Origin of the sequence: Mesorhizobium sp. BR-1-1-10 (assembly GCF_020165595.1) — a bacterium.
Taxonomy (GTDB): Bacteria; Pseudomonadota; Alphaproteobacteria; order Rhizobiales; family Rhizobiaceae; genus Mesorhizobium; species Mesorhizobium australicum.
This window is the reverse complement of the sequence record NZ_JAIUIL010000008.1, coordinates 197,443-218,234: the sequence shown is the minus strand read 5'-3', so window position 1 is coordinate 218,234 and position 20,792 is coordinate 197,443. Positions and strand designations below refer to the sequence as shown.

Genomic DNA, 20,792 nt, shown 5'->3' with positions numbered 1-20,792 from the left:
GTGGAAATCACATGAATGCACCTCTGAAGATTCCCATGCCTGCCGAGGCCTCCGTGGCCCCCAAGGCATACAAGCTTCTGATCGACGGCAAGCATGTCGATGCCCGCGATGGCCGCATGCTGGAACGCAAGAGCCCCGGCCACGGCTTCATGGTTTCACACTATGCTCAGGCGGGTGCCGCCGAAGTGGAAGCCGCGGTGCAGGCGGCGCACAGGGCCTTCGAGACCGGCCCCTGGCCGCGCATGCAAGCGTCCGAACGCGCCGCGATCCTGCTTAAGGCCGCCGACCTGATCGAGATCCGGCTGGAAGACATCGCCCGGCTCGATGCGCTGGAATCCGGCAAGCCGATCGCCCAGGCGCGCGGCGAGATCGGCGGCGCCGTCGACATCTGGCGCTATGCCGCCTCACTGGCCCGAACGTTGCACGGCGAAAGCTACGCCAATCTTGGCGATGCCATGCTGGGCGTCGTCCTGCGTGAGCCGATCGGCGTCGTCTCGATCATCACGCCGTGGAATTTCCCATTCCTCATCGTCAGCCAGAAACTGCCTTTCGCGCTCGCCGCCGGCTGCACGGCCGTGGTCAAGCCAAGCGAAATGACGTCGGCCTCGACTTTCGTGCTTGGCGATATCCTGTTGGAAGCCGGCGTTCCCGCTGGAGTCGTCAACATCCTCGCAGGTCTCGGCGCCGATGTCGGCGCGCCGATGGTCAGCCATCCGCTGGTCGAGATGGTTTCGTTTACCGGTTCCACCCGCGTCGGCAAGATGACCATGGCTGCGGCCTCGAATTCCCTTAAGAGAGTTTCGATGGAACTCGGCGGCAAGAACGGCCAGATCGTCTTCCCCGATGCCGATCTTAAAGCCGCTGCCGATGCCGCGGTATTCGGCGGCTTCTTCAACGCCGGCGAGTGCTGCAATGCCGGCAGCCGGCTGATCGTGCATGAGGCGATCGCCGACGACTTCCTGGGCGCCGTGAAGGCATTGACCGCCAGGGTAACCGTGGGCGATCCGCTCGACGACCTAACCAAGGTCGGCGCGATGATTTCGTCAGACCATCTGGCCAAGGTGACGGGTTACGTCGCGGCTGCCGCGAGTGAAGGCGGCAGTATCTACAGCGGCGGCGGGCAACGCCCTTCCAATGCCGGCCAATATCTCGATCCGACGATCTTACGCAACGTCACCGAAAACATGACGGTCGCGCGCGAGGAAGTGTTCGGGCCGGTGCTCTCGGTGCTGACTTTTGAATCGATTGAAAAGGCGTTGCGCATCGCCAACAACACGCCCTATGGTCTGTCGGCGGGTGTGTGGAGCGCCAGCATCGACACCTGCATGTCGGTGGCGCGGGGCGTGCGTTCGGGGACTGTCTGGGTGAACACGTTCATGGAAGGTTATCCAGAACTGCCGTTCGGCGGCTACAAGCAGTCGGGCTTGGGCCGCGAACTCGGCAAGCGCGCTGTTGAGGACTATACCGAGGAAAAGACAATCCAGTTTCATCGCGGCCAGCGCACCGGTTGGTGGGTCGGCTGAGTTGGGAAGAACCCGGTGGGCTGCCACCGGTCGTGTAATGCAACAAGGGAGGAAGTACATGTTGCGCAAACTGCTTATCGGAACGGCGCTCGCTTCGGGCCTGGCTTTCGCGGCCCATGCCGAGGACGTCAAGGAAGTGCAGATGCTGCATTGGTGGACGTCGGGCGGCGAAGCAGCTGCTCTCAACGTGCTCAAGGGCGATCTGGCCAAGGAAGGCTATGCCTGGAAGGACGTTCCCGTGGCCGGCGGCGGCGGCGATGCCGCCATGACCGCGCTGAAGGCGATGGTCGCGGCCGGCAACTATCCGACCGCCTCGCAGATGCTCGGCTACACCGTGCTCGACTATGCCGCTGCCGGCGTGATGGGCGACCTCACCGAGACGGCGAAGAAGGAAGGCTGGGACAAGTCGGTTCCGGCCGCGCTGCAGAAGTTCTCCGTCTATGACGGCAAGTGGGTTGCCGCTCCGGTCAACGTCCACTCCGTCAACTGGCTGTGGATCAACAAGGCGGTGATGGACAAGATCGGCGGCACCGAGCCGAAGACTTTCGATGATTTCATCGCCCTGCTCGACAAGGCCAAGGCGGCCGGGGTCACCCCGCTCGCGCTTGGTGGCCAGAACTGGCAGGAAGCGACCATGTTCGATTCCGTCGTGCTGTCGACCGGCGGACCTGAGTTCTACAAGAAGGCGATGAACGACCTCGACGACGCGTCGCTCAAGTCCGACACGATGAAGAAGTCGTTCGACAATCTGGCCAAGCTCGTCACCTACGTCGACCCGAACTTCTCTGGCCGCGACTGGAACCTGGCCACCGCCATGGTCATCAAGGGCGATGCGCTGGTGCAGGTCATGGGCGACTGGGCCAAGGGCGAGTTCCACGCCGCCAACAAGACACCGGGTACGGACTTCCTCTGCTATCGCTTCCCGGGCACCGACGGCTCGGTGATCTACAACTCCGACATGTTCGGCATGTTCAACGTTCCGGACGACCGCAAGGCCGCCCAGATCGCTTTGGCCACCGCCACCTTGTCGAAGAGCTTCCAATCGGCCTTCAACGTCGTCAAGGGTTCGGTTCCGGCCCGCACCGACGTGCCTGACACCGACTTCGACGCTTGCGGCAAGAAGGGTATCGCCGACCTGAAGAAGGCCAATGAAGGCGGCACGCTGTTCGGCTCGCTGGCCCAGGGCTATGGCGCGCCTCCGGCTGTCGCCAATGCCTACAAGGACGTCATCTCGAAGTTTGTCCACGGTCAGATCAAGACCTCGGACGAAGCCGTGACCGAACTGGTCAAGGCGATCGACGACGCCAAGTAAGCGCCGGCCACAAACACCTTCCCCGCTCCGGCGGGGAAGGTTTCCGGTCCGTGAGGCCGATCGGCCGGATGCCGACGGGAGGAACCCCATGAGCAGTGTAGCGACAACCCAGATCAAGCTGACGCCGGAGCGGTCGCGCACCTCGGTGCGCTCGCGCCTGCAGGATGCCTTGCCCAAGATCGTGCTGGCGCCGAGCTTCGCCATCACCATCGTCTTCGTCTACGGCTTCATCCTGTGGACGATCTATCTGTCCTTCACCAACTCCAAGACCTTCCCGTCCTATGCCATAACAGGCGCACGCGCCTATCAGCGATTGTGGGGCTGGACCTTCGACACCGACCCGCCATCGAGCTGGTACACGTCGATCACCAATATGGGCATTTTCGGCTTTCTCTACATCTTGATCTGCCTGGCGCTCGGCCTGTTCCTGGCCATCCTGCTCGACCAGAAGATTCGCGGCGAAGGCGTTTTGCGCCCCATCTACCTCTATCCGATGGCGCTCTCCTTCATCGTCACCGGCGTTGCCTGGAAATGGTTCCTCGACCCCGGCCTCGGTCTTGAACAGACGCTGCATCAATGGGGCTGGACGAGCTTCCATTTCGACTGGATCAAGAACAAGGATTTCGTCATCTACACCGTGGTCATCGCCGGCGTCTGGCAGGCCTCCGGCTTCATCATGGCGATGTTCCTGGCCGGCCTGCGCGGTATTGACGGCGAGATCATGAAGGCGGCGCAGATCGACGGCGCCACCACCTTCCAGCTCTATCGCCGCATCGTCATTCCGCTCTTGCGGCCGATCTTCCTGTCGGCCTTCATCGTGCTCGCGCACCTAGCCATCAAATCCTACGACCTGGTCGTGGCACTGACCAGCGGCGGCCCCGGCGGCTCGGCCTGGCTGCCGTCCAACTTCATGTATGAATACACCTTCAAGCGCAACGAAATGGCGGTCGGTTCGGCAAGCGCCGTGATCATGCTGATGACCATCGTCGCCATCATCGTGCCCTATCTCTATTCGGAACTTAGGGAGAAATCGCGATGAGCGCCGTGACCACTCCCGCCCGCCGGGCCAGCGGCGGCGTCAACGTCAAGATTGTCAACCGCATCGTCATCTACGGGCTTCTGGCGCTGTTCGCGCTGTTCTACCTGATGCCGCTGTTCGTCATGCTGGTGACCTCGTTCAAGACCATGGACGAGATCCAGAACGGCAACATGCTGGCGCTGCCAAAGGCGCCGACCTTCGACCCCTGGCTGAAGGCCTGGGGTGAGACCTGCGTAGGCCTCACCTGCGCCGGCATCAAGGGCTATTTCTGGAACTCCATAAAGATGGTGGTTCCGGCCGTGCTGATCTCGACCATGCTCGGCGCGCTCAATGGCTACGTGCTGACCAAATGGCGTTTTCGCGGCGCGACCCTGGTGTTCGGGCTGATGCTGTTTGCCTGCTTCATCCCGTTCCAGTCGGTACTGTTGCCGATGGCGACGATCCTGGGCAGCCTCGGACGGTTTGGCGTGTCGCTGCAGAACACGGTCGGAACCAGCTTCGGCCTCGGCAACCCGACGGTGAACCTGGTGTTCGTCCACGTCGTCTACGGCATCGGCTTCACCACGCTGTTCTTCCGCAACTATTACGAGGCGTTCCCGACCGAACTGGTCAAGGCCGCGCAGGTCGACGGCGCCTCTTTCTTCCAGATCTTTCGGCGCATCATGCTGCCGAACTCGATGCCGATCTTCGTCGTCACCGTCATCTACCAGTTCACGAACATCTGGAACGACTTCCTGTTCGCCTCCGCCTATGCCGGCACCGGCGACGCCATGCCGATGACGGTGGCGCTCAACAACGTCGTCAACACCTCGACAGGCGTCGTCGAATACAACGTCAACATGGCGGCCGCGATGATCGCGGCACTGCCCACCCTTCTCGTCTACGTGCTCGCCGGCCGCTATTTCGTGCGTGGCCTGATGGCGGGCGCGGTCAAAGGATAACCCAATGGCTTTTCTGGAAATTGATGGTCTGAGGAAGCGTTTCGGCCAGGTCGAGATCCTGAAGGGGATCAATCTCGAACTGGAAAAGGGCGGCTTCCTGGTGCTGGTCGGTCCTTCCGGCTGCGGCAAGTCCACTTTGCTCAACACCATCGCCGGACTGGAGACGATCACCTCCGGCGATATCCGCGTCGATGGCCGCACCATCACCGATCTGCACCCGTCCAAGCGCGACATCGCCATGGTATTCCAGAGCTACGCGCTCTACCCGAACATGACGGTCGCCGGGAACATCTCCTTCGGCATGGAGATGCGCGGCGTGCCGACCGACGAACGCCAGAAGGCGATCGACAAGGTGGCCAAGGTGCTGCAGATTGGCCATCTGCTGAACCGCAAGCCGAGCCAGCTTTCGGGCGGCCAGCGCCAGCGCGTCGCCATGGGCCGGGCGCTGGTGCGCGACCCCAAGCTGTTCCTGTTCGACGAGCCGCTGTCCAATCTCGACGCCAAGCTGCGCGTCGACATGCGCATCGAGATCAAGCGCCTGCATGCCACCACCGGCACAACCATCGTCTATGTCACCCACGACCAGATCGAGGCGATGACGCTGGCGACCAAGATCGCCGTCATGCGCGATGGCGAGGTGCAGCAATTCGGCACGCCGGCCGAGATCTACAACAACCCCAGCAATGTCTTCGTCGCCGACTTCATGGGTTCGCCGGCGATGAACCTGATCCCGGCGACCATCGACGGCAATGGCGGCGACCTGGCCGTCGTGCTCGATCGCGAGGCACGCCAGCCGATCACTCTGCCGATGGCCAATGCCCCGGCCGGATTGTCGGCGTTCAAGGGCAAGCCGGTCATCTTCGGCGTTCGCCCCGAGGCGCTCACCGATCCGGAAGGCGCCGAGCGCAACGCCTCGCAAATCGCCACCGCCGATTGTCATATCGAGGTCGTCGAGCCGGCCGGTTCCGATACCTTCGCCGTCACCAACCTCGGCGGCAAAGGCGTGGTGGCGCGGCTGCGCGCAGATGCCAACATCCAGCCCGGCACCAACACGCCGCTCGCCTTCAACCTGACCAAGGCGGTGTTCTTCGATCCGGCGACCGAGAGCCGTATTCGCTAATGCGCGTCGCCCAAAAGTGGGTTCGGTTTTGGGGCAACGACATGCATCAAGACAATAGACCTAAAGCGCGTCGCATGTGTCCATTCAAAAGCGGCGCGCTTTAGGCCATGACAAACCCGGATATCGTCATCATCGGCTCCGGCATCGGCGGCGCCACGATCGCCTCCGGCTTAGCCGGCAGTGGCGCCTCGATCCTGATGCTGGAACGCGGCGAGCCTTTGCCGGCAACGCCGCATGCGCGCGACACGCGCTCGATCTTCGTTGACGGCCACTACCGGCCGAAGGAGATGTGGCGCGAGGCCGGTGGCGCTGCATTCAACCCGGGCAATTACTACTATGTAGGCGGCAATTCGAAATTCTTCGGCGCGGTGCTGATCCGCTACCGCAAAGAGGATTTCTCCGCCATGGAGCACTTCGGCGGCGTCTCTCCGGCCTGGCCGTTTTCCTATGACGAATTCGAGCCTTGGTACTCCAAGGCTGAGCAACTGTTCCGCGTCCGCGGCACGCTTGGCGAGGACCCGACCGAGCCGTTCCACTCGATCCCCTACGCCTACAAGCCCGTGCCCGACGAGGCGCCGATCGCCCGTGCCCGCGCCGAGCTCAAGGAGCTGGGCCTGCATCCGGCCTCGCTGCCGCTCGGCGTCGATATCGACACCTGGCTCAGGGAAGGCAGGACCGGCTGGGACGCTTTTCCGAACACTGGCCAGGGAAAGATGGACGCCCAGACCGCACCGCTGGCGGCGGCACTGAACGATCCTAACATCAAGCTCGAAACCGGCGCCCATGTCGAATATCTCGAGACTGCTCCGGACGGTAAAACCGTATCAGCGGTTCATTACCGCCAGAACGGCGAGCTGAAAAAGCTGTCGCCAAAACTGGTCATCCTGTCGGCCGGCGCGGTCAATTCAGCGGTCATCCTGCTGCGCTCGCCCTCACCCAGCAATGGCAAGGGGGGCGGCAAGGGCCTGGCCAACCGCTCCGACCAGGTCGGCCGCAACTTCATGAACCACAATTCGAGCGCCATGCTGGCGATCGATCCGCGCCGCCGGAACGATGCCGTCTACCAGAAGACGCTGATGCTCAACGATTATTACCTCTCCGACGGCAAGGGCGGCAAACCGCTCGGCAATGTCCAGCTTCTCGGCAAGATCGACGGCAACATGCTCAAGGCCAATGTGAAACGAGTGCCGAAATTCGCGCTCGATTTCATGGCCGGCCATGCGGTCGACTGGTACCTGATGTGCGAGGACCTGCCAGATCCCGAAAGCCGCATCATGGCCGACGGCAAGGACATCGTCATGCAATGGCGGCGCTCCAACATGCAGTCGCTCGACGGGCTGACCAAGGTGATGCGCGAGAATTTTCGCGCCTGCGGTTATCCCCTGGTGCTGTCGCGCCCTTTCGACAAACGCACGCCCTCGCACCAGTGCGGCACGGTGAAAATCGGAGAGGATCCGGCGACGTCGCCGCTCGATCCGTTCTGCCGTGCCTTCGATCACCGGAACCTGTTCGTCGTCGACGCCGGTTTTCTGCCGAACTCGGCCGCCGTGAACCCGGCGCTGTCGATCGCCGCCCAGGCGCTGCGCGTCGCCGAGCACATCCGCAAGACGGACCTCGCCGCATGATCGGTCAGCGCCGCCCCTCATCCGCCCGCCGGCACCTTCTCCCCGTAAACGGGGAGAAGCACGCTGGCCGCAATCTCGGCGCTTTTTCTGCAATGCTGGCGCATGGTGAAGCAGGCGATAACAGCGTCCTTCTCCCCGTCACTATACGGGGAGAAGTGCCCGGCAGGGCGATGAGGGGCGGCGCTGACATAAGGATGAGTATCCGATGACCCGCCCCGCAGCCATCGTCACCGGCGGCGCGCGCGGAATTGGTCTTGCCTGCGCTCAGGCACTCGCTGATGCCGGCTTTGACATCCTTGTCGCCGATGTTGCCGCGAAACCCGCTGACGAGCTTGCGCAAGACGTCGCCAAACGCGGCGCCAAATTCGCCTATGTCAGCTGCGACATCGCCGATCTTTCCAGCCACGCCGCCTTGGTCGAAACCGCCATGCGCGCCTTCGGCCGCATAGACTGCCTGGTCAACAATGCCGGCGTCGGCGCCGTGGTGCGGGGCGACCTGCTGGACCTCAAACCCGACAATTTCGACCGCGCGATCTGCGTCAACCTGCGGGGCACCGTCTTTCTCAGCCAGGCGGTCGCCAAGGCGATGCTCCGCCAGCCCAGCGATGAAGCGAAATCGATCATCACCATCACCTCGGTCAGCGCCGAGATGGCCTCGCCGGAACGCTCCGAATATTGCATGTCGAAGGCAGGGCTTTCGATGTGGGTGAAGAATCTGGCGCTCAGGCTCGCCCCGGAAAACATCGGCGTGTTCGAGCTGCGGCCGGGCATTATCCGCACCGACATGACGGCGGGCGTGACCGCCAAATACGACGCTTTGATAGACGGCGGCCTGGTGCCGGCGAAACGCTGGGGCGAAGTTTCCGACATCGGCGCCATGGTGGCCGCGCTCGCTGCCGGGAGACTGGGCTTTTCGACCGGTTCGATCATCAATGTCGACGGCGCGCTTTCCGTGCCTCGGCTGTGAGTGGATGAGACAATGACCGACTACATCATCGTGGGCGCCGGCCCTGCCGGCTGCGTGCTGGCCCACCGGCTGAGCGAGGATCCCTCCAACTCCGTGCTGCTACTCGAAGCCGGTGGCAAGGATTGGCATCCCTATATCCACATGCCGGCGGGCTTTGCCAAGATGACCAAGGGCATTGCGTCCTGGGGCTGGTCGACGGTGCCGCAGAGAAACATGAACGACCGCGTCTTCTGGTACACGCAGGCCAAGGTGGTCGGCGGCGGCTCCTCAATCAACGCCCAGATCTACACGCGCGGTAATGCGCGCGACTACGACGCCTGGGAGAAGGAGGAAGGGCTGGCCGGCTGGGGCTACCGCGACGTGCTGCCCTATTTCAAACGGGCCGAAAACAACCAGCGCTACGCCAACGATTTCCACGGCGACCAGGGCCCGCTCGGCGTTTCGAACCCGATTGCGCCGCTGCCGATCTGCGAAGCCTATTTCCGCGCCGGCCAGGAGATGGGCATTCCCTTCAATCCGGATTTCAACGGCGCTGCCCAAGAAGGCGTCGGCTATTACCAGCTGACCCAGAAGGATGCCCGGCGCTCCTCCGCCTCGGTCGCCTATCTCAGGCCGATCCGCGCTCGCAAGAACCTCACCGTCAGGACCGACGTACTGGTCACCCGCATCGTCGTCGAGAACGGTCGCGCCATCGGCGTCGAGGTGGTCGACAGGCCGGGCGGCGAAACAAAAATCCTGCGCTCCGACCGCGAGGTGATCGTCTCGTCCGGCGCCATCGGTTCGCCTAAGCTTTTGATGCAGTCGGGCATCGGCCCGGCCGACCATCTGAAATCGGTCGGCGTCACGCCGGTGCATGACCTGCCCGGCGTCGGCTCCAACATGCAGGACCATCTCGACCTGTTCGTCATCGCCGAATGCACCGGCGACCACACCTATGACAATTATGCCAAGCTGCACCGCACGGCCTGGGCTGGCCTGCAATATCTGCTGTTGAAGAAGGGGCCGGTGGCGTCCAGCCTGTTCGAGACCGGCGGCTTCTGGTACGCCGACCCGACCGCCGCCTCGCCCGATATCCAGTTCCATCTGGGCCTCGGCTCCGGCATCGAGGCTGGCGTCGAGAAGCTGAAAAACCCGGGCGTCACCTTGAACTCGGCCTTCCTGCGCCCGCGCTCGCGCGGCACGGTGCGGCTGAAAAGCGCTGATCCCTCCGACCACCCGCTGATCGACCCCAACTACTGGTCCGATCCCTATGACCGCGACATGTCGCTGAGAGGGCTGCGGCTGGCGCGCGAGATCATGCGGCAGAAGGCGCTTGCCCCTTACGTGCTGCGCGAGGTGCTGCCCGGCCCGTCGCTCGCCAGCGACGATGAGCTGATCGACTATGCCTGCCGCACCTCCAAGACCGATCACCATCCTGTCGGCACCTGCCGCATGGGCCATGATGAGATGGCGGTGGTGACGCCGGACCTGAGACTGCGCGGCATCGAGGGCCTGCGCGTCTGCGACGCCTCGGTGATGCCCCGCGTGCCTTCCTCCAACACCAATGCGCCGACGATCATGGTCGGCGAAAAGGGTGCCGACCTGATCCTCGGCCGCGAGCCGCTGCCGCCGGCAGTGTTTTCCGGCAATCGTGCTGCATAGGGAGTGGTAAAATGATCAGGCACTGCGTTTTCGCCAGATTTCGCAGCGATGTGTCGTCGACCGAGCGCACGGCCATCCACGCCGGCCTCGAGGCGTTGCGACAGGTGGTCGAAGGCATGGACACCGTCCAGTTCAGCACCAATGTCAGCCCAGAGCCTTTCGCGCGCGGGTTCACCTATGGCTTCACCATCGATTTCCGCGATGCCGCGGCGCGCGACGCCTATCTCGTCCATGAGGCGCATCAGCGTGCCGGCGCTCGCCTGGTCGCGGCTCTCGAAGGCGGCGCGGACGGATTGATGGTCTTCGATCTCGATCTTACGAAAAAGTGACCGCCGGCCTTTCGAAAGCCGGCCGATCGCTGTTCTCTTTTGCCGACAGGGCGACATATCGTTCCTTTGGGGGATGCAAAGGAGGACGCCTTGAACCTCACTACCGAGCAGAAGAAAACCGTCCTGGCCTCATTCCTGGGCTGGACGCTCGATGCTTTTGATTTCTTCCTTCTGACATTCCTGCTCACCGATATTGCGACTGAATTCCAGACGGATGTCCCGGCAGTCTCAAAGGCACTGTTCCTGACCTTGGCCACGCGCTTCATCGGCGCGTTCTTCTTTGGCATGCTAGCCGACAAATACGGGCGCAAGCCCATTCTCATGCTCAACATCGTCAGCTATTCGGTGATCGGGGCGCTCGCCGCCTTCTCGCCCAATCTCGGCATCTTCCTGGCGCTGCGCGCGCTGTTCGGCATCGCCATGGGCGGCGAATGGGGCCTCGGCAGCTCGCTTGCCATGGAATCCGTCCCGCCGAGCGCCCGCGGTATTGTCTCGGGCATCCTGCAATGCGGCTATCCGGCCGGCTACCTGCTGGCGGCGGTGGTCTATGGCCTGCTCTACCAGCAGACGATCGGCGGCTACACGATCGGCTGGCGCGCCATGTTCCTGCTCTCCTTCGTCCCGGCGCTGGTCGTCCTGTTCATCCGCTCGCATGTGCCGGAATCTCCTGCCTTCGTCGAGGCACAGAAAACCGCTCGACCGGGGATGCTGGAGACCTTGCAGAAGCACTGGGGCGTCGCGCTCTATGCCGTCGTGCTGATGATGTTCTTCAACTTCTTCAGCCATGGCACGCAGGATCTCTATCCGACCTTCCTGAAGAAGCAGCACGGCTTCGATCCGCATACGGTGAGTTGGATCACCATCGTTGCCAACATCGGCGCCATCGTCGGCGGCCTGGCATTCGGTGCGCTGTCGGAGAAGATCGGCCGCGTCAACGCCATTACACTCGCCTGCATCATCGCCCTGCCGGCGATCCCGCTATGGGCCTACAGTTCAACGCCGTTCATGCTGGCCATCGGCGCCTTCGTCATGCAGGTCGCGGTCCAGGGCGCCTGGGGCGTCATCCCGGTCCACCTCAACGAGCTTTCTCCCGGTGCGGTGCGCGCCACCTTGCCCGGCTTCATCTACCAGGCCGGCAATCTCGCCGCTTCCTATGGCGGTCCATATCAGGCCGGGATCGCCGAAGCCCCCGGCGGCAGCTATGGCTATGCGCTGGCGCTTTTTGCCGGCGTGGTCGCCGTCTGCATCATCGTCGTCATCCGCTTCAGTCCGGAGCGGCGCGGCCAGGTAATGACGGTGCTCGGCTGAGAGGTCAACCCATCCTCAACGCGATGACGCCCGCAACAATGCTGAGCGCGGCGGCGCCGCGCCAGCCTGTCATCTTTTCGCCGAGGGCGTAGACCGAGATCATCATGGCAAACAGGATCGAGGTCTCGCGCAGCGACGCCACCGAGGCGATCGGCGCCTTGGTCATCGCCCACATGACGATCCAGTAGGCGGCGCCGGAAAGCACACCGGTGAACAGTCCCGTTTTCCAGTCGCGCGCCAGAACGGGCAGCGCCTTGGGCCCTCGGAAAACGAGGCACAGCACCAGCGCCCCAAATGCATCGCAGATGAACAGCCAGGCGGCATAGCTCTGCGCCGTTGCCGCCAGCCGCGCGCCGCTGCCGTCGGACAGGGTGTAGCTGGCGATGAAGATCGACGTGCCCAGCGCATAGCCGACCGCGCGCAGATTCAGCTTCTCCAGATGCGCGCCACCGCGAAACGACATCACCAGCGTGCCTGCCGACAACAGCAGGATGCCAAGGATGGCAAGCGGCGCCGGCACTTCGGCGACGACGAACATGCCGCCAATCGCGGCCAGCAGGGGTGCCGTGCCACGCGCCAGCGGGTAGGTCTGGGCGAAATCGCCGGCCTGGTAGGCGCCGATCAGGAAGGTGCGATAGCCCATGTGGAAGATCACCGAAGCGATGATGTAGGGCCAGACCTCCACCTTCGGCACCTCGACGAAGGGCAGCACGACGAGGGCAGCAGTGCCCATGCCGAGCGTCATCAGCGTGATCGACAGGAAGCGGTCGAGATGCACCTTGACCAGCGCGTTCCAGATCGCGTGCATGGCGGCCGCGGCAAGCACCGCGAAGAAGACGAAAAGCGTCATGGGGAGCTCATCGACCTCCCAGGCCGAAGGGCGTCTCGAGATCGATGTCGACCCGGACCGGGAAGTGGTCGGAAGCCACCTCGCCCATGTCTGATCCAACCGAACGCACACGCCCGGCCAACATGCCGCCGACGAAGCAATGGTCAAGCCGGCGCTTTGCCAGCCTGCCGTCGATGATCTTCTCATGCGTATGGAAATCCGCTACCGGCTCGCTGGCGACAGAAGCGGCATCGACGAAGCCGTCGAGATAGGCAGCGCCCCGATGATAGGGCGTGCTGCCGACAATGCGGCGATATTCGGCGCTGCCGGGTTCCATGTTGAAATCGCCCATCCAGATCGTCGCCAGCGGATTTTCCGGCTCGACTTCCCCATGTGTCCAGTTACGCGAAGGTTCGTCGTCCGCGCCGCTCCACGGTCCGCCTTCCGATGGTACCCGGCGGTGCTCGGCCATGAGATAATCGATCTGCTCCAGCCGCTCTTCCGCCGCGATGTGCGCGAGATGCAGCGACAGCACCCTGACCGGCCCGGCCGGCGTGCGGATCATGCATTCGAGGGCGGCGTTGCGGGTGTTGAGCGGCCGCAGCGTGCGGCGCATCGGCAGCGCGTGCAGTCGCGACCAGACGATCGGCAGCTTCGACATAACCATGGTGCCGAACTGCCGGCGGCGATTGACCAGACGGCCGTCGCGCAGCTCGCTGGCATCCATGTCGAAGGCTGGGCCGTAGACCCAGTGATACCCAGGCAGCAATTGGGAAAGCAGCTCCGGCTGGTCATCGAAATCGCTGCGCTGCCAGTGCCGCTCGACCTCCTGCAAGGCGATGATGTCGGCGCCGGCGACAAGGCGTGCCGCACGCGAAAGATCGTAGCGCCCGTCGCTGCCGAATCCGTACTGGATGTTGTAGCTGACCAGCTTCATTGCTTATCCGGCTCACTTTTCGATGGTGGCAGTAACGGTTCGGCCGATCGCTTGCAATGTGCAGGAGGACGGACGGGGCTTGGGCCAGCAGGGCAGCGGCCGAGACGCGGTATCTGCTAGTCGGTGGTCAGCGGCTGGAACCGGCCTGCCGGCGATGCCGCAAGTTCCGTCCAGTCGATCTCTTCCTCCAGACGGTGATAGGCTTCGTCACCGATGGTGCCGTTGCGGCGCAGCTCCTCCAGGGCATCGCGCTGGCTTTTGATGGCATAGAGACGCAGCCTGTCATATTCGGTCGCGGCCTGGGCATCCTCGGGATTTTTGGCGATCTTGCGCTGGGCGGCATATTGCTCGCGCACCGCGGCTGCGGCGCTCGAGGTCTTTCCGCTCAATACATCAAGCGCGGCCTGCATGACCACGACGCGCGCCTTCGCTACCTCCCGGTCGACCGTTTCGTCGGGATCCAGCTTCAGGACGCGCAGCAGCGGCTTCAGGCTCATTCCTTGCAGCACCAGGGTGCCGAGCACGACCGTGAAGGCGGCGAGCACGATCGGGTCGCGAGCAGGAAATTCGACCGGCAGGGCGAATGCCGCGGCAAGGGTTACCAGTCCCCGCATGCCGCACCAGCCGATGAGCACGCCGCCGCGAAAGGACGGCGTATCCGGCTGATGCTCGGCGCCGCCAAAGCGGGCAAACCACCTGATGACTGCACCGCAGCCCAGCACCCAGATCAGGCGCGAAACGATGACGACCGCCAGCACAGCCGCGGCAAAGACGAATGCGTCGAGCTCTCCCGTACCGGCGAGCCGTCCGACGATCGACCGCGCCTGCAGACCCATCAGCACGAAGGCCAGCACGTTGAGCACGAACACCGCCGTCTCCCAGACCGAATAGGAACTGACACGCTTTCTCGCCGACATTCGGCGTGGCGCGGTCCGCGCGATGGTCATGGCGTAGACGACGATGGTGATGATCGCCGACAGACCCAACCTGTCCGCCAGGATCCAGACACCGAACGTACCGGCGAACTGCACCACGGTACCGCTGGCCGCGTCCTCGATGCGGCTCAGCGTGGCAAGCGACAGCCGACCGAGTACATAGCCGGCCACCAGGCTACCAACGGTCGACAAGACGACCATGGGCGCGGCGCTGCTCAACAGGAACGGACCGAGGGCGGCGGCGACAGCGATACGGTAGATCAGCAGCGCGGTTGCATCGTTGAGCAGGCTCTCGCCTTGCAGGATGGTGGTGATGCGATGCGGCACCTTGAATTGTCCGAGCACGGCCGACGCCGCGACGGCATCGGGCGGCGCTACGATGGCGCCAAGGGCGACGGCCGCGGCGATCGGCAGGCCTGCCATCTTCCAGCCGAGCAGCGCAACCGCTGCGGTGGTGAAAACGACCGCCCCCAAGGCCAGCAGGGCGAGCGGCAGCCGGTTGCGATTGAGATCGCGCAACGAGGTGTCATAGGCGGCGTCGAGCAGCACCGGCGCGATGAACAGGGCCAGCGCCAGTTCCGGGTCGATTTCGATGGTGGGCATGCCGGGCAGGAAGGCGATGCCCGCGCCCGCCAGCGCCAGCAGCGACGGATAAGGAACTTGCAGCCGCCGCGACAGCGCCGTCAGCGCGACTGCAATCAACAGGAGGATAAGCGTCAGTTCGAAAAGAGCCATGCTCTATCGTAGCCGCCGAACGAGGCGATTGGCAGTGCCAAAGTCATGGTCGTGAAACAACAGGGACACCTCTGGCACGGGCCGTGTCGCCGTCGGCAGCATGAGAAATCCCGATGGCTGGAGCGCGCCCGTTTGGGACGCCTTCCGACAGCGGACTACCTAGTGCAGCACCAGCATATCGCTCGACGAGAACGAAATCTCGGCCTTCTCCCCGACTGCGGGCGGCGGGGTGGCGGAGTTGTTGAACGTGTCGAGCGAGACCGTGTTGCCGCCGATGCCGACACGGACCCGGATAACCGAGCCGAGGAAGTGCACTTCGGAAATCTCTCCGGTCAGGCTGGAGTCGCGGCCGGGCTGGCGGCCGAGCGAAATCGCCTCGGGTCGCAGCGCCAGAGACAGCGTGTCGCCGGACTTCGAGCCGTTGAGCTTGCCCTTGAGCGAGACTTCCTGCGTGTTGACCTGCACCTTGCCGGAGACGGCGTCGGTGACCTTGCCTTCGAGCACGTTCAGCGTGCCGACGAAATTGGCGACGAACTTGGTCGCCGGCCGGTTGTAGATCTCGAACGGCGTCGCGACCTGCTCGGCCTTGCCGCCATACATGACGGCGATGCGGTCGGAGATCGACAGCGCCTCTTCCTGGTCATGGGTCACGAAGATGGTGGTGATGCCGAGCTTCTTCTGGATCGAGCGGATTTCTTCGCGCAGCGACACGCGCACCTTGGCGTCCAGCGCCGACAGCGGCTCGTCGAGCAGCAGGAGCTTTGGTTTCGGCGCGATAGCACGCGCCAGCGCGATGCGCTGCTGCTGGCCTCCGGAGAGCTGGTAGGGATAGCGGTCCGCCATCTGCGGCAGCCTGATCATGTCGAGCATCTCGGCGACGCGCTTGTCCGCGTCGGCCTTCGGCATGCCGGCAACCTTCAACCCGAAAGCGATGTTCTGCGCCACCGTCAAGTTCGGGAATAGCGCATAGGCCTGGAACACCATGCCGACGTTGCGCTGGTTGGGCTTCAGCCGCGTGATGTCCTTGCCGGCGACGACGATCTTGCCGGCCGACGGCTCCTCGAAGCCGGCGACCATGCGCAGCACCGTCGTCTTGCCGCATCCGGATGGCCCCAGGAACGAGACGAACTCGCCCGGCTCGACGTCGAGGCTGAAATCCTGCACCACGGTGTTGGACCCGTAGGACTTTCGCACATGCTGGATGGACAGGAATGGCTCGGCCATGGCTTTTTCTCTCAGGTCAGGTGCTTTTCGATCAATTCGGGCGGTTCGCCGATTTCGGCGCGAAGCGGGACAGGATCTGGATGAGCGACATGCAGCCCCAGGTAATGGCGAAGGCGATGATGGCTAGGGCTGCCGGCTCATAGGCACGGTTGGCGCCGACGTTTTGCAGATACGGGCCGAAGGCCGGACGGTTGAGGAGGCTCGCCATGGTGAACTCACCGATGACGATGGCGAAGGTCAGGAAGGCGCCCGACAGCACGGCGATCAGGACATTGGGCAGGATCACCCGGCCAATGATCGTGCCCCAGCCGGCGCCCAGGATCTGCGCTGCTTCGGTCAATGTCCGCACATCGATGGTGCGCAGCCCGGTATCGACGGCGCGATACATGTAGGGCAGAGCCAGCGTCGCATAGCCGATCACCAGCAAGGCATTGGCGCCCATATTGCTGCCCAGGAACGGCAGCGGGGAATTCGAGCCGTACATCCTGATATAGCCGAAGACGATGACGATGGCCGGAATGACCAGCGGCAACAGCGTGATGAATTCGACGATCGGCCTGAGCTGCGGCAGGCGCAGCCGGATCCAGTAGGCCGCCGGCACCACGATCAGCACGCCGAGAATGATGGTGAAGACGGCCGCTACCACCGAATACAGGAAGGTCGACTGGAAGCGAGCGTCGCCCAGCACGATCTGGTAGGCGTCGAAGGAATGGACGCCGCGGCGCATGCGCAACGAGAACTCGACAGTCGCCATCAGCGGAATGAAGAAATAGGCCGCGCCGACAATGAAGACGACCCAGGCCCAGAATTTGCCCGACTTCATTTCAGCCACCTTTCGGACCGGGTCCGGAACCAGATGTAGAAGACGTTGGCCAAGCCCGTGATGACGATCATGCCGAAGGCGATGGCATAGCCGAGCTGCGGGTTGTGCAGCACGTCGCCATTGATCTGCGAATAGAGCTTGATGGGAACGATGTTGAGTGCCGGGCCGGCAAACGCATAAGCCGTGGCGATGGCGCCGAAGGAATTGGCGAACAACAGGATAACGGTGCCGAGGAAGCTCGGCCACAAGACCGGGATGACCACCATGCGCCAATACTGCGACTGGGTGGCCCCGAGCGTGGCGGCGGCCTCGCCCCATTCCTTCTTCAAGCCGTCGATGGCCGGCACGATGATGACCACCATCAGCGGAATCTGGAAGAACAGATAGACCGCGATCAGACCCGATGTCGTGAGGAAATTGAAACCCATCGCGTAGATGTTGACATTGAGAACGTCACGCAGAAGCGTCGTGACGATGCCGACGCGGCCGAGGGTCGCCAGGAAGGCGAAGGCCAGTGGCAAGCCGGCGAAATTCGAGGCGACGCCCGAAAAAGTCAAGGTCGCCGAGCGGGTCCAGTTAGGAAGCCCGCCGCGCACGATGGCGATGGCAATCGCGAGCCCGGCAAAGGCACCGATGACCGCCGACCAGAAACTGATCTTGATCGAAACCCAGTAGGAAGCGCTGATCGAGGGATCGCTGACCAGCTGCAGGATATTGTCCAGCGTCAGCTGACCGTCGCCATTCTGGAAAGCGCCCAGGACGAGATAGATCGTCGGCAGGATCAGGAACATCAGGACGAAGATGAAGAAAGGCGCCACGCCAATCCACTGCATCGGAAAGCGGAAAGTGGTCGCCTCGTTCGGCGGCGCGGGCTTGGTGGTGACAGACTGATTTGAAAGCGTAAGATCGGTCATGCGCCGGCTACCGTCTTCGAGGGGAAGCCGGGCGGCCTCGCGGCCGCCCGGTGGATTTCAAGCCTTACTTGACGTTGGCGCCGACAACGGCGTCCCAGTTCTTGCTGATGGTCTCCTTCGCCTTGCCCTGCTCGTCGAGCGTCGGGAAGGCGGCCGAGGCGTAGGATTCCGCCGGCGGCAGCTTGGCCAGAACGTCCGCGGGGATCTTGCCGTTCTTGGCCAGATCGTTGAAGCGGATCGGGTGGCAATAGCCCTTCAGCCAGCCGACCTGGCCTTCGTCGGAATAGAGATATTCCATCCACAGCTTGGCTGCATTCGGATGCGGCGCGAACGCGCTGATCGCCTGCACGTAAACACCGGCGACAACGCCGGTCTTCGGCACGATGACGTCGACGGGCGGGTTGCCCTTCAGCGTGTCGCGACCGGCGAGCGCGTTGTAGTCCCAGTTGATCAGGATCGGGGTCTGGCCCTGGGCAAGCGTTGCCGGCTTGCCGACGACCGGCACGAAATTGCCGGCGGCGTTGAGCTTCTTGAAGAAGTCGAGACCGGCGGTGCCAGCGGCTTCACCAGCAGCCGCGCCACCGGAAAGGCCCGCGGCGTAGACGGCCTGGATGGCCTGGTTCGAAGCGCGCGGATCGCCGGCGACGGCGACCGCGTTGGCGAATTCGGGCTTGAGGAGATCGGCCCAGTCCTTCGGCGACTCCTTGATCAGGTCCTTGTTCACCATGAACGACAGCACGCCATAATAGTCGCCGTACCAGGCGCCATCGGCATCCTTGGCGCTGTCCGGGATCGAGTCCCAGGTCGACACCTTGTATGGCATCAACAGGCCATCGGCCTTGGCGGTCGGGCCGAAGGACAGGCCGACGTCGATGACATCAGGAGCCTGCGGGCCCTTGTTGTCCTTGTTGGCCTTGATCGCCTCGACTTCGTCGCCGGAGCCGGCGTCGGGGTTGAGTTCGTTGACGGTGATTTCCGGATACTTCGCCTTGAAGCCGGCGATGACGTCGCCGTAACCGCACCAGTCATGCGGCAAGGCGATCGTGGTGAGCTGGCCTTCGGCCTTGGCGGCCTTGATGAGATCGTCCATCGAAGCGGCGGACGAAATCACCGACGACACCATCAGGGTCGCGGCCGAAAGGGAAAGCACTTTCCCCGTGAATTTGAACATGTGTTCTCTCCATTGAACTGACGCCGTTGGACGTCTGCGATGCGGTATCGTTTTCGTGTGACAGCCAGATGAAAGCTTTGTGAAACCGGCGCCTCGCAGCGTGAAAAGTTAACTCTTTTTAACGGACTGTAGCAATTAGCCATCACTTAATTTTCCGGCTAATCATTAATCCGCCCCTATATCGCCCCTTCCCCTCTCCTTTCCCCTCGTTTCCCGATCAACTTCCGCATCCAGGAACCGGCCTCAGACCGTCCCGGCGATGGCGTTTTCGAGCAGCGTCAGCGCCGCCTTCTTGGTCAGCTTGACCGGGTTGCCGCCGGCCGTCGGATCGACCACCGCCATGTCGGCGATCAGGCCCTTGCGCTTCTTGTCCATGTCGAGCCCCTTGATCAGGCCCGGCAGCGCGTGCGGCACCTTCAACTCCTTGCGCAGCTTGATAACAGCCTTGGCGAAGCCGTCGAAACCGCCCTTGATGCCGCAATAGGCGGCGAGCCGGGCGATACGCTCCTCGATGGAGTCGCGATTGAAGGCCAGCACATATGGCATGAACACGGCATTGGTCATGCCATGATGGGTGTCGTAGAGCGCGCCGATCGGATGCGACAGCGAGTGGATGGCACCCAGCCCCTTCTGGAAGGCCGCGGCGCCCATGGCGGCCGCGCTCATCATGTGGGCGCGGGCGACGAGATCTTTGCCATTGGCATAAGCCTTCGGCAGGTTCTCGAACACCAGGCGTATGCCTTCGACGGCAATGCCGTCGGCCATCGGATGGTAGCCCGGCGCGCAATAGGCCTCGAGGCAATGGGCGAGCGCGTCCATGCCGGTGCCGGCGGTGATGAAGGAAGGCATGCCGACCGAAAGCTCCGGATCGGCGATGACGATCGCCGGCAACAACTTCGGATGGAAAATGACCTTCTTGGTATGCGTCTCCTCGTTGGTGATGACGCCGGCGCGGCCGACCTCCGAGCCGGTGCCGGCGGTGGTCGGCACCGCGATGATTGGCGCGATGGTGTCAGAGTTGGCGCGCGTCCACCAGTCGCCGACATCCTCGAAGTCCCAGACCGGCCTGACTTGGCCGGCCTGGAAGGCGATCAGCTTGCCGAGGTCGAGCGCCGAGCCGCCGCCGAAGGCGATGACGCCGTCATGCTTGCCCCTCTTGAACACCCCGATGCCGGCGGTGAGGTTGGACTCGACCGGGTTCGGCTTCACCTCGGAGAACACGCCATAGGGCACCTTGGCCTCGTCGAGAATCCTGAGCGTCGAGGCGACGACCGGCAGTTTCGCCAATCCCGGATCGGTGACGAAAAGCGGCCGCTTGATGCCGGTGGCCGCGAGCACCTCCGGCAGTTCCTTGATGCGCCCGGCGCCGAAGCGAACGGTGGTGGGGTAGTTCCATTTGGAGATGAGCTTGGACATTTT

18 protein-coding genes are annotated in these 20,792 nt (G+C 63.3%); 10 read left to right on the top strand and 8 right to left on the bottom strand.

The features are described from left to right. Positions 1-11 precede the first annotated feature (11 nt). From LB555_RS19640 to LB555_RS19595, 10 genes are all read left to right on the top strand, one after another. The gene (locus LB555_RS19640; RefSeq protein ID WP_224683536.1) at positions 12-1,523 is read left to right on the top strand and encodes an aldehyde dehydrogenase family protein; all 1,512 of its coding nucleotides are present in this window, start codon (positions 12-14) and stop codon (positions 1,521-1,523) included. A gap of 58 nt (positions 1,524-1,581) precedes the next feature. After that, positions 1,582-2,835 carry an ABC transporter substrate-binding protein gene (locus LB555_RS19635; protein WP_140789006.1) on the top strand — a complete coding sequence of 418 codons (1,254 nt, stop codon included), beginning with the start codon at positions 1,582-1,584 and terminating at the stop codon, positions 2,833-2,835. Positions 2,836-2,923: 88 nt separating this feature from the next. Continuing rightward, a complete protein-coding gene (locus tag LB555_RS19630; RefSeq protein WP_015315823.1) occupies positions 2,924-3,874 on the top strand; it encodes a carbohydrate ABC transporter permease in 951 nt (316 codons plus the stop codon). Next, positions 3,871-4,815, top strand: coding sequence for a carbohydrate ABC transporter permease (locus tag LB555_RS19625; RefSeq protein ID WP_140713381.1), 945 nt, complete (start codon positions 3,871-3,873; stop codon positions 4,813-4,815). Before LB555_RS19630 ends, LB555_RS19625 begins: the two co-directional genes overlap by 4 nt. A gap of 4 nt (positions 4,816-4,819) precedes the next feature. After that, the gene (locus LB555_RS19620) at positions 4,820-5,935 is read left to right on the top strand and encodes an ABC transporter ATP-binding protein (RefSeq protein ID WP_224683535.1); all 1,116 of its coding nucleotides are present in this window, start codon (positions 4,820-4,822) and stop codon (positions 5,933-5,935) included. A 107-nt stretch (positions 5,936-6,042) separates the two neighbouring features. Continuing rightward, positions 6,043-7,560 (top strand): FAD-dependent oxidoreductase, encoded by a 1,518-nt coding sequence (locus tag LB555_RS19615; RefSeq protein ID WP_224683534.1) that lies wholly within the window; start codon positions 6,043-6,045, stop codon positions 7,558-7,560. A 205-nt stretch (positions 7,561-7,765) separates the two neighbouring features. After that, positions 7,766-8,527 (top strand): 3-ketoacyl-ACP reductase, encoded by a 762-nt coding sequence (locus LB555_RS19610; protein ID WP_224683533.1) that lies wholly within the window; start codon positions 7,766-7,768, stop codon positions 8,525-8,527. A gap of 12 nt (positions 8,528-8,539) precedes the next feature. Then, positions 8,540-10,168 carry a GMC family oxidoreductase gene (locus tag LB555_RS19605; protein ID WP_224683532.1) on the top strand — a complete coding sequence of 543 codons (1,629 nt, stop codon included), beginning with the start codon at positions 8,540-8,542 and terminating at the stop codon, positions 10,166-10,168. A gap of 11 nt (positions 10,169-10,179) precedes the next feature. Further along, positions 10,180-10,497 (top strand): Dabb family protein, encoded by a 318-nt coding sequence (locus tag LB555_RS19600; RefSeq protein WP_015315817.1) that lies wholly within the window; start codon positions 10,180-10,182, stop codon positions 10,495-10,497. Positions 10,498-10,587: 90 nt separating this feature from the next. Next, entirely contained in the window at positions 10,588-11,805 is a 1,218-nt protein-coding gene (locus LB555_RS19595; RefSeq protein WP_015315816.1) for an MFS transporter, read from the top strand. 4 nt (positions 11,806-11,809) lie between these two features. Here LB555_RS19595 and LB555_RS19590 read toward each other — a convergent pair whose 3' ends face one another. The 8 genes from LB555_RS19590 to LB555_RS19555 form a co-directional block, all read right to left on the bottom strand. Then, complete coding sequence (locus LB555_RS19590) at positions 11,810-12,655, bottom strand: EamA family transporter (RefSeq protein WP_224683531.1); 846 nt, start codon at positions 12,653-12,655, stop codon at positions 11,810-11,812. 7 nt (positions 12,656-12,662) lie between these two features. Next, the gene (locus tag LB555_RS19585; protein ID WP_224683530.1) at positions 12,663-13,571 is read right to left on the bottom strand and encodes an endonuclease/exonuclease/phosphatase family protein; all 909 of its coding nucleotides are present in this window, start codon (positions 13,569-13,571) and stop codon (positions 12,663-12,665) included. Positions 13,572-13,687: 116 nt separating this feature from the next. Next, the gene (locus LB555_RS19580) at positions 13,688-15,241 is read right to left on the bottom strand and encodes a cation:proton antiporter (protein WP_224683529.1); all 1,554 of its coding nucleotides are present in this window, start codon (positions 15,239-15,241) and stop codon (positions 13,688-13,690) included. 159 nt (positions 15,242-15,400) lie between these two features. After that, entirely contained in the window at positions 15,401-16,465 is a 1,065-nt protein-coding gene (locus LB555_RS19575) for an ABC transporter ATP-binding protein (RefSeq protein WP_224683528.1), read from the bottom strand. A 31-nt stretch (positions 16,466-16,496) separates the two neighbouring features. After that, positions 16,497-17,288, bottom strand: a complete 792-nt coding sequence (locus tag LB555_RS19570; protein ID WP_015315811.1) for an ABC transporter permease — start codon at positions 17,286-17,288, stop codon at positions 16,497-16,499. Then, positions 17,285-18,202 carry an ABC transporter permease gene (locus tag LB555_RS19565; protein ID WP_140619323.1) on the bottom strand — a complete coding sequence of 306 codons (918 nt, stop codon included), beginning with the start codon at positions 18,200-18,202 and terminating at the stop codon, positions 17,285-17,287. The genes LB555_RS19570 and LB555_RS19565 overlap by 4 nt, the downstream gene beginning before the upstream one ends. 64 nt (positions 18,203-18,266) lie before the next feature. Continuing rightward, entirely contained in the window at positions 18,267-19,373 is a 1,107-nt protein-coding gene (locus LB555_RS19560; protein WP_224528774.1) for an ABC transporter substrate-binding protein, read from the bottom strand. 243 nt (positions 19,374-19,616) lie between these two features. After that, the gene (locus LB555_RS19555) at positions 19,617-20,789 is read right to left on the bottom strand and encodes an iron-containing alcohol dehydrogenase (protein WP_224683527.1); all 1,173 of its coding nucleotides are present in this window, start codon (positions 20,787-20,789) and stop codon (positions 19,617-19,619) included. Positions 20,790-20,792 lie beyond the last annotated feature (3 nt).

Coding starts and splice junctions, on each gene's coding strand:
- LB555_RS19640 (WP_224683536.1), top strand. CDS start 12: ATGAATGCACCTCTGAAGATTCCCATGCCTGCCGAGGCCTCCGTGGCC.
- LB555_RS19635 (WP_140789006.1), top strand. CDS start 1,582: ATGTTGCGCAAACTGCTTATCGGAACGGCGCTCGCTTCGGGCCTGGCT.
- LB555_RS19630 (WP_015315823.1), top strand. CDS start 2,924: ATGAGCAGTGTAGCGACAACCCAGATCAAGCTGACGCCGGAGCGGTCG.
- LB555_RS19625 (WP_140713381.1), top strand. CDS start 3,871: ATGAGCGCCGTGACCACTCCCGCCCGCCGGGCCAGCGGCGGCGTCAAC.
- LB555_RS19620 (WP_224683535.1), top strand. CDS start 4,820: ATGGCTTTTCTGGAAATTGATGGTCTGAGGAAGCGTTTCGGCCAGGTC.
- LB555_RS19615 (WP_224683534.1), top strand. CDS start 6,043: ATGACAAACCCGGATATCGTCATCATCGGCTCCGGCATCGGCGGCGCC.
- LB555_RS19610 (WP_224683533.1), top strand. CDS start 7,766: ATGACCCGCCCCGCAGCCATCGTCACCGGCGGCGCGCGCGGAATTGGT.
- LB555_RS19605 (WP_224683532.1), top strand. CDS start 8,540: ATGACCGACTACATCATCGTGGGCGCCGGCCCTGCCGGCTGCGTGCTG.
- LB555_RS19600 (WP_015315817.1), top strand. CDS start 10,180: ATGATCAGGCACTGCGTTTTCGCCAGATTTCGCAGCGATGTGTCGTCG.
- LB555_RS19590 (WP_224683531.1), bottom strand. CDS start 12,655: ATGACGCTTTTCGTCTTCTTCGCGGTGCTTGCCGCGGCCGCCATGCAC.
- LB555_RS19585 (WP_224683530.1), bottom strand. CDS start 13,571: ATGAAGCTGGTCAGCTACAACATCCAGTACGGATTCGGCAGCGACGGG.
- LB555_RS19580 (WP_224683529.1), bottom strand. CDS start 15,241: ATGGCTCTTTTCGAACTGACGCTTATCCTCCTGTTGATTGCAGTCGCG.
- LB555_RS19575 (WP_224683528.1), bottom strand. CDS start 16,465: ATGGCCGAGCCATTCCTGTCCATCCAGCATGTGCGAAAGTCCTACGGG.
- LB555_RS19570 (WP_015315811.1), bottom strand. CDS start 17,288: ATGAAGTCGGGCAAATTCTGGGCCTGGGTCGTCTTCATTGTCGGCGCG.
- LB555_RS19565 (WP_140619323.1), bottom strand. CDS start 18,202: ATGACCGATCTTACGCTTTCAAATCAGTCTGTCACCACCAAGCCCGCG.
- LB555_RS19560 (WP_224528774.1), bottom strand. CDS start 19,373: ATGTTCAAATTCACGGGGAAAGTGCTTTCCCTTTCGGCCGCGACCCTG.
- LB555_RS19555 (WP_224683527.1), bottom strand. CDS start 20,789: ATGTCCAAGCTCATCTCCAAATGGAACTACCCCACCACCGTTCGCTTC.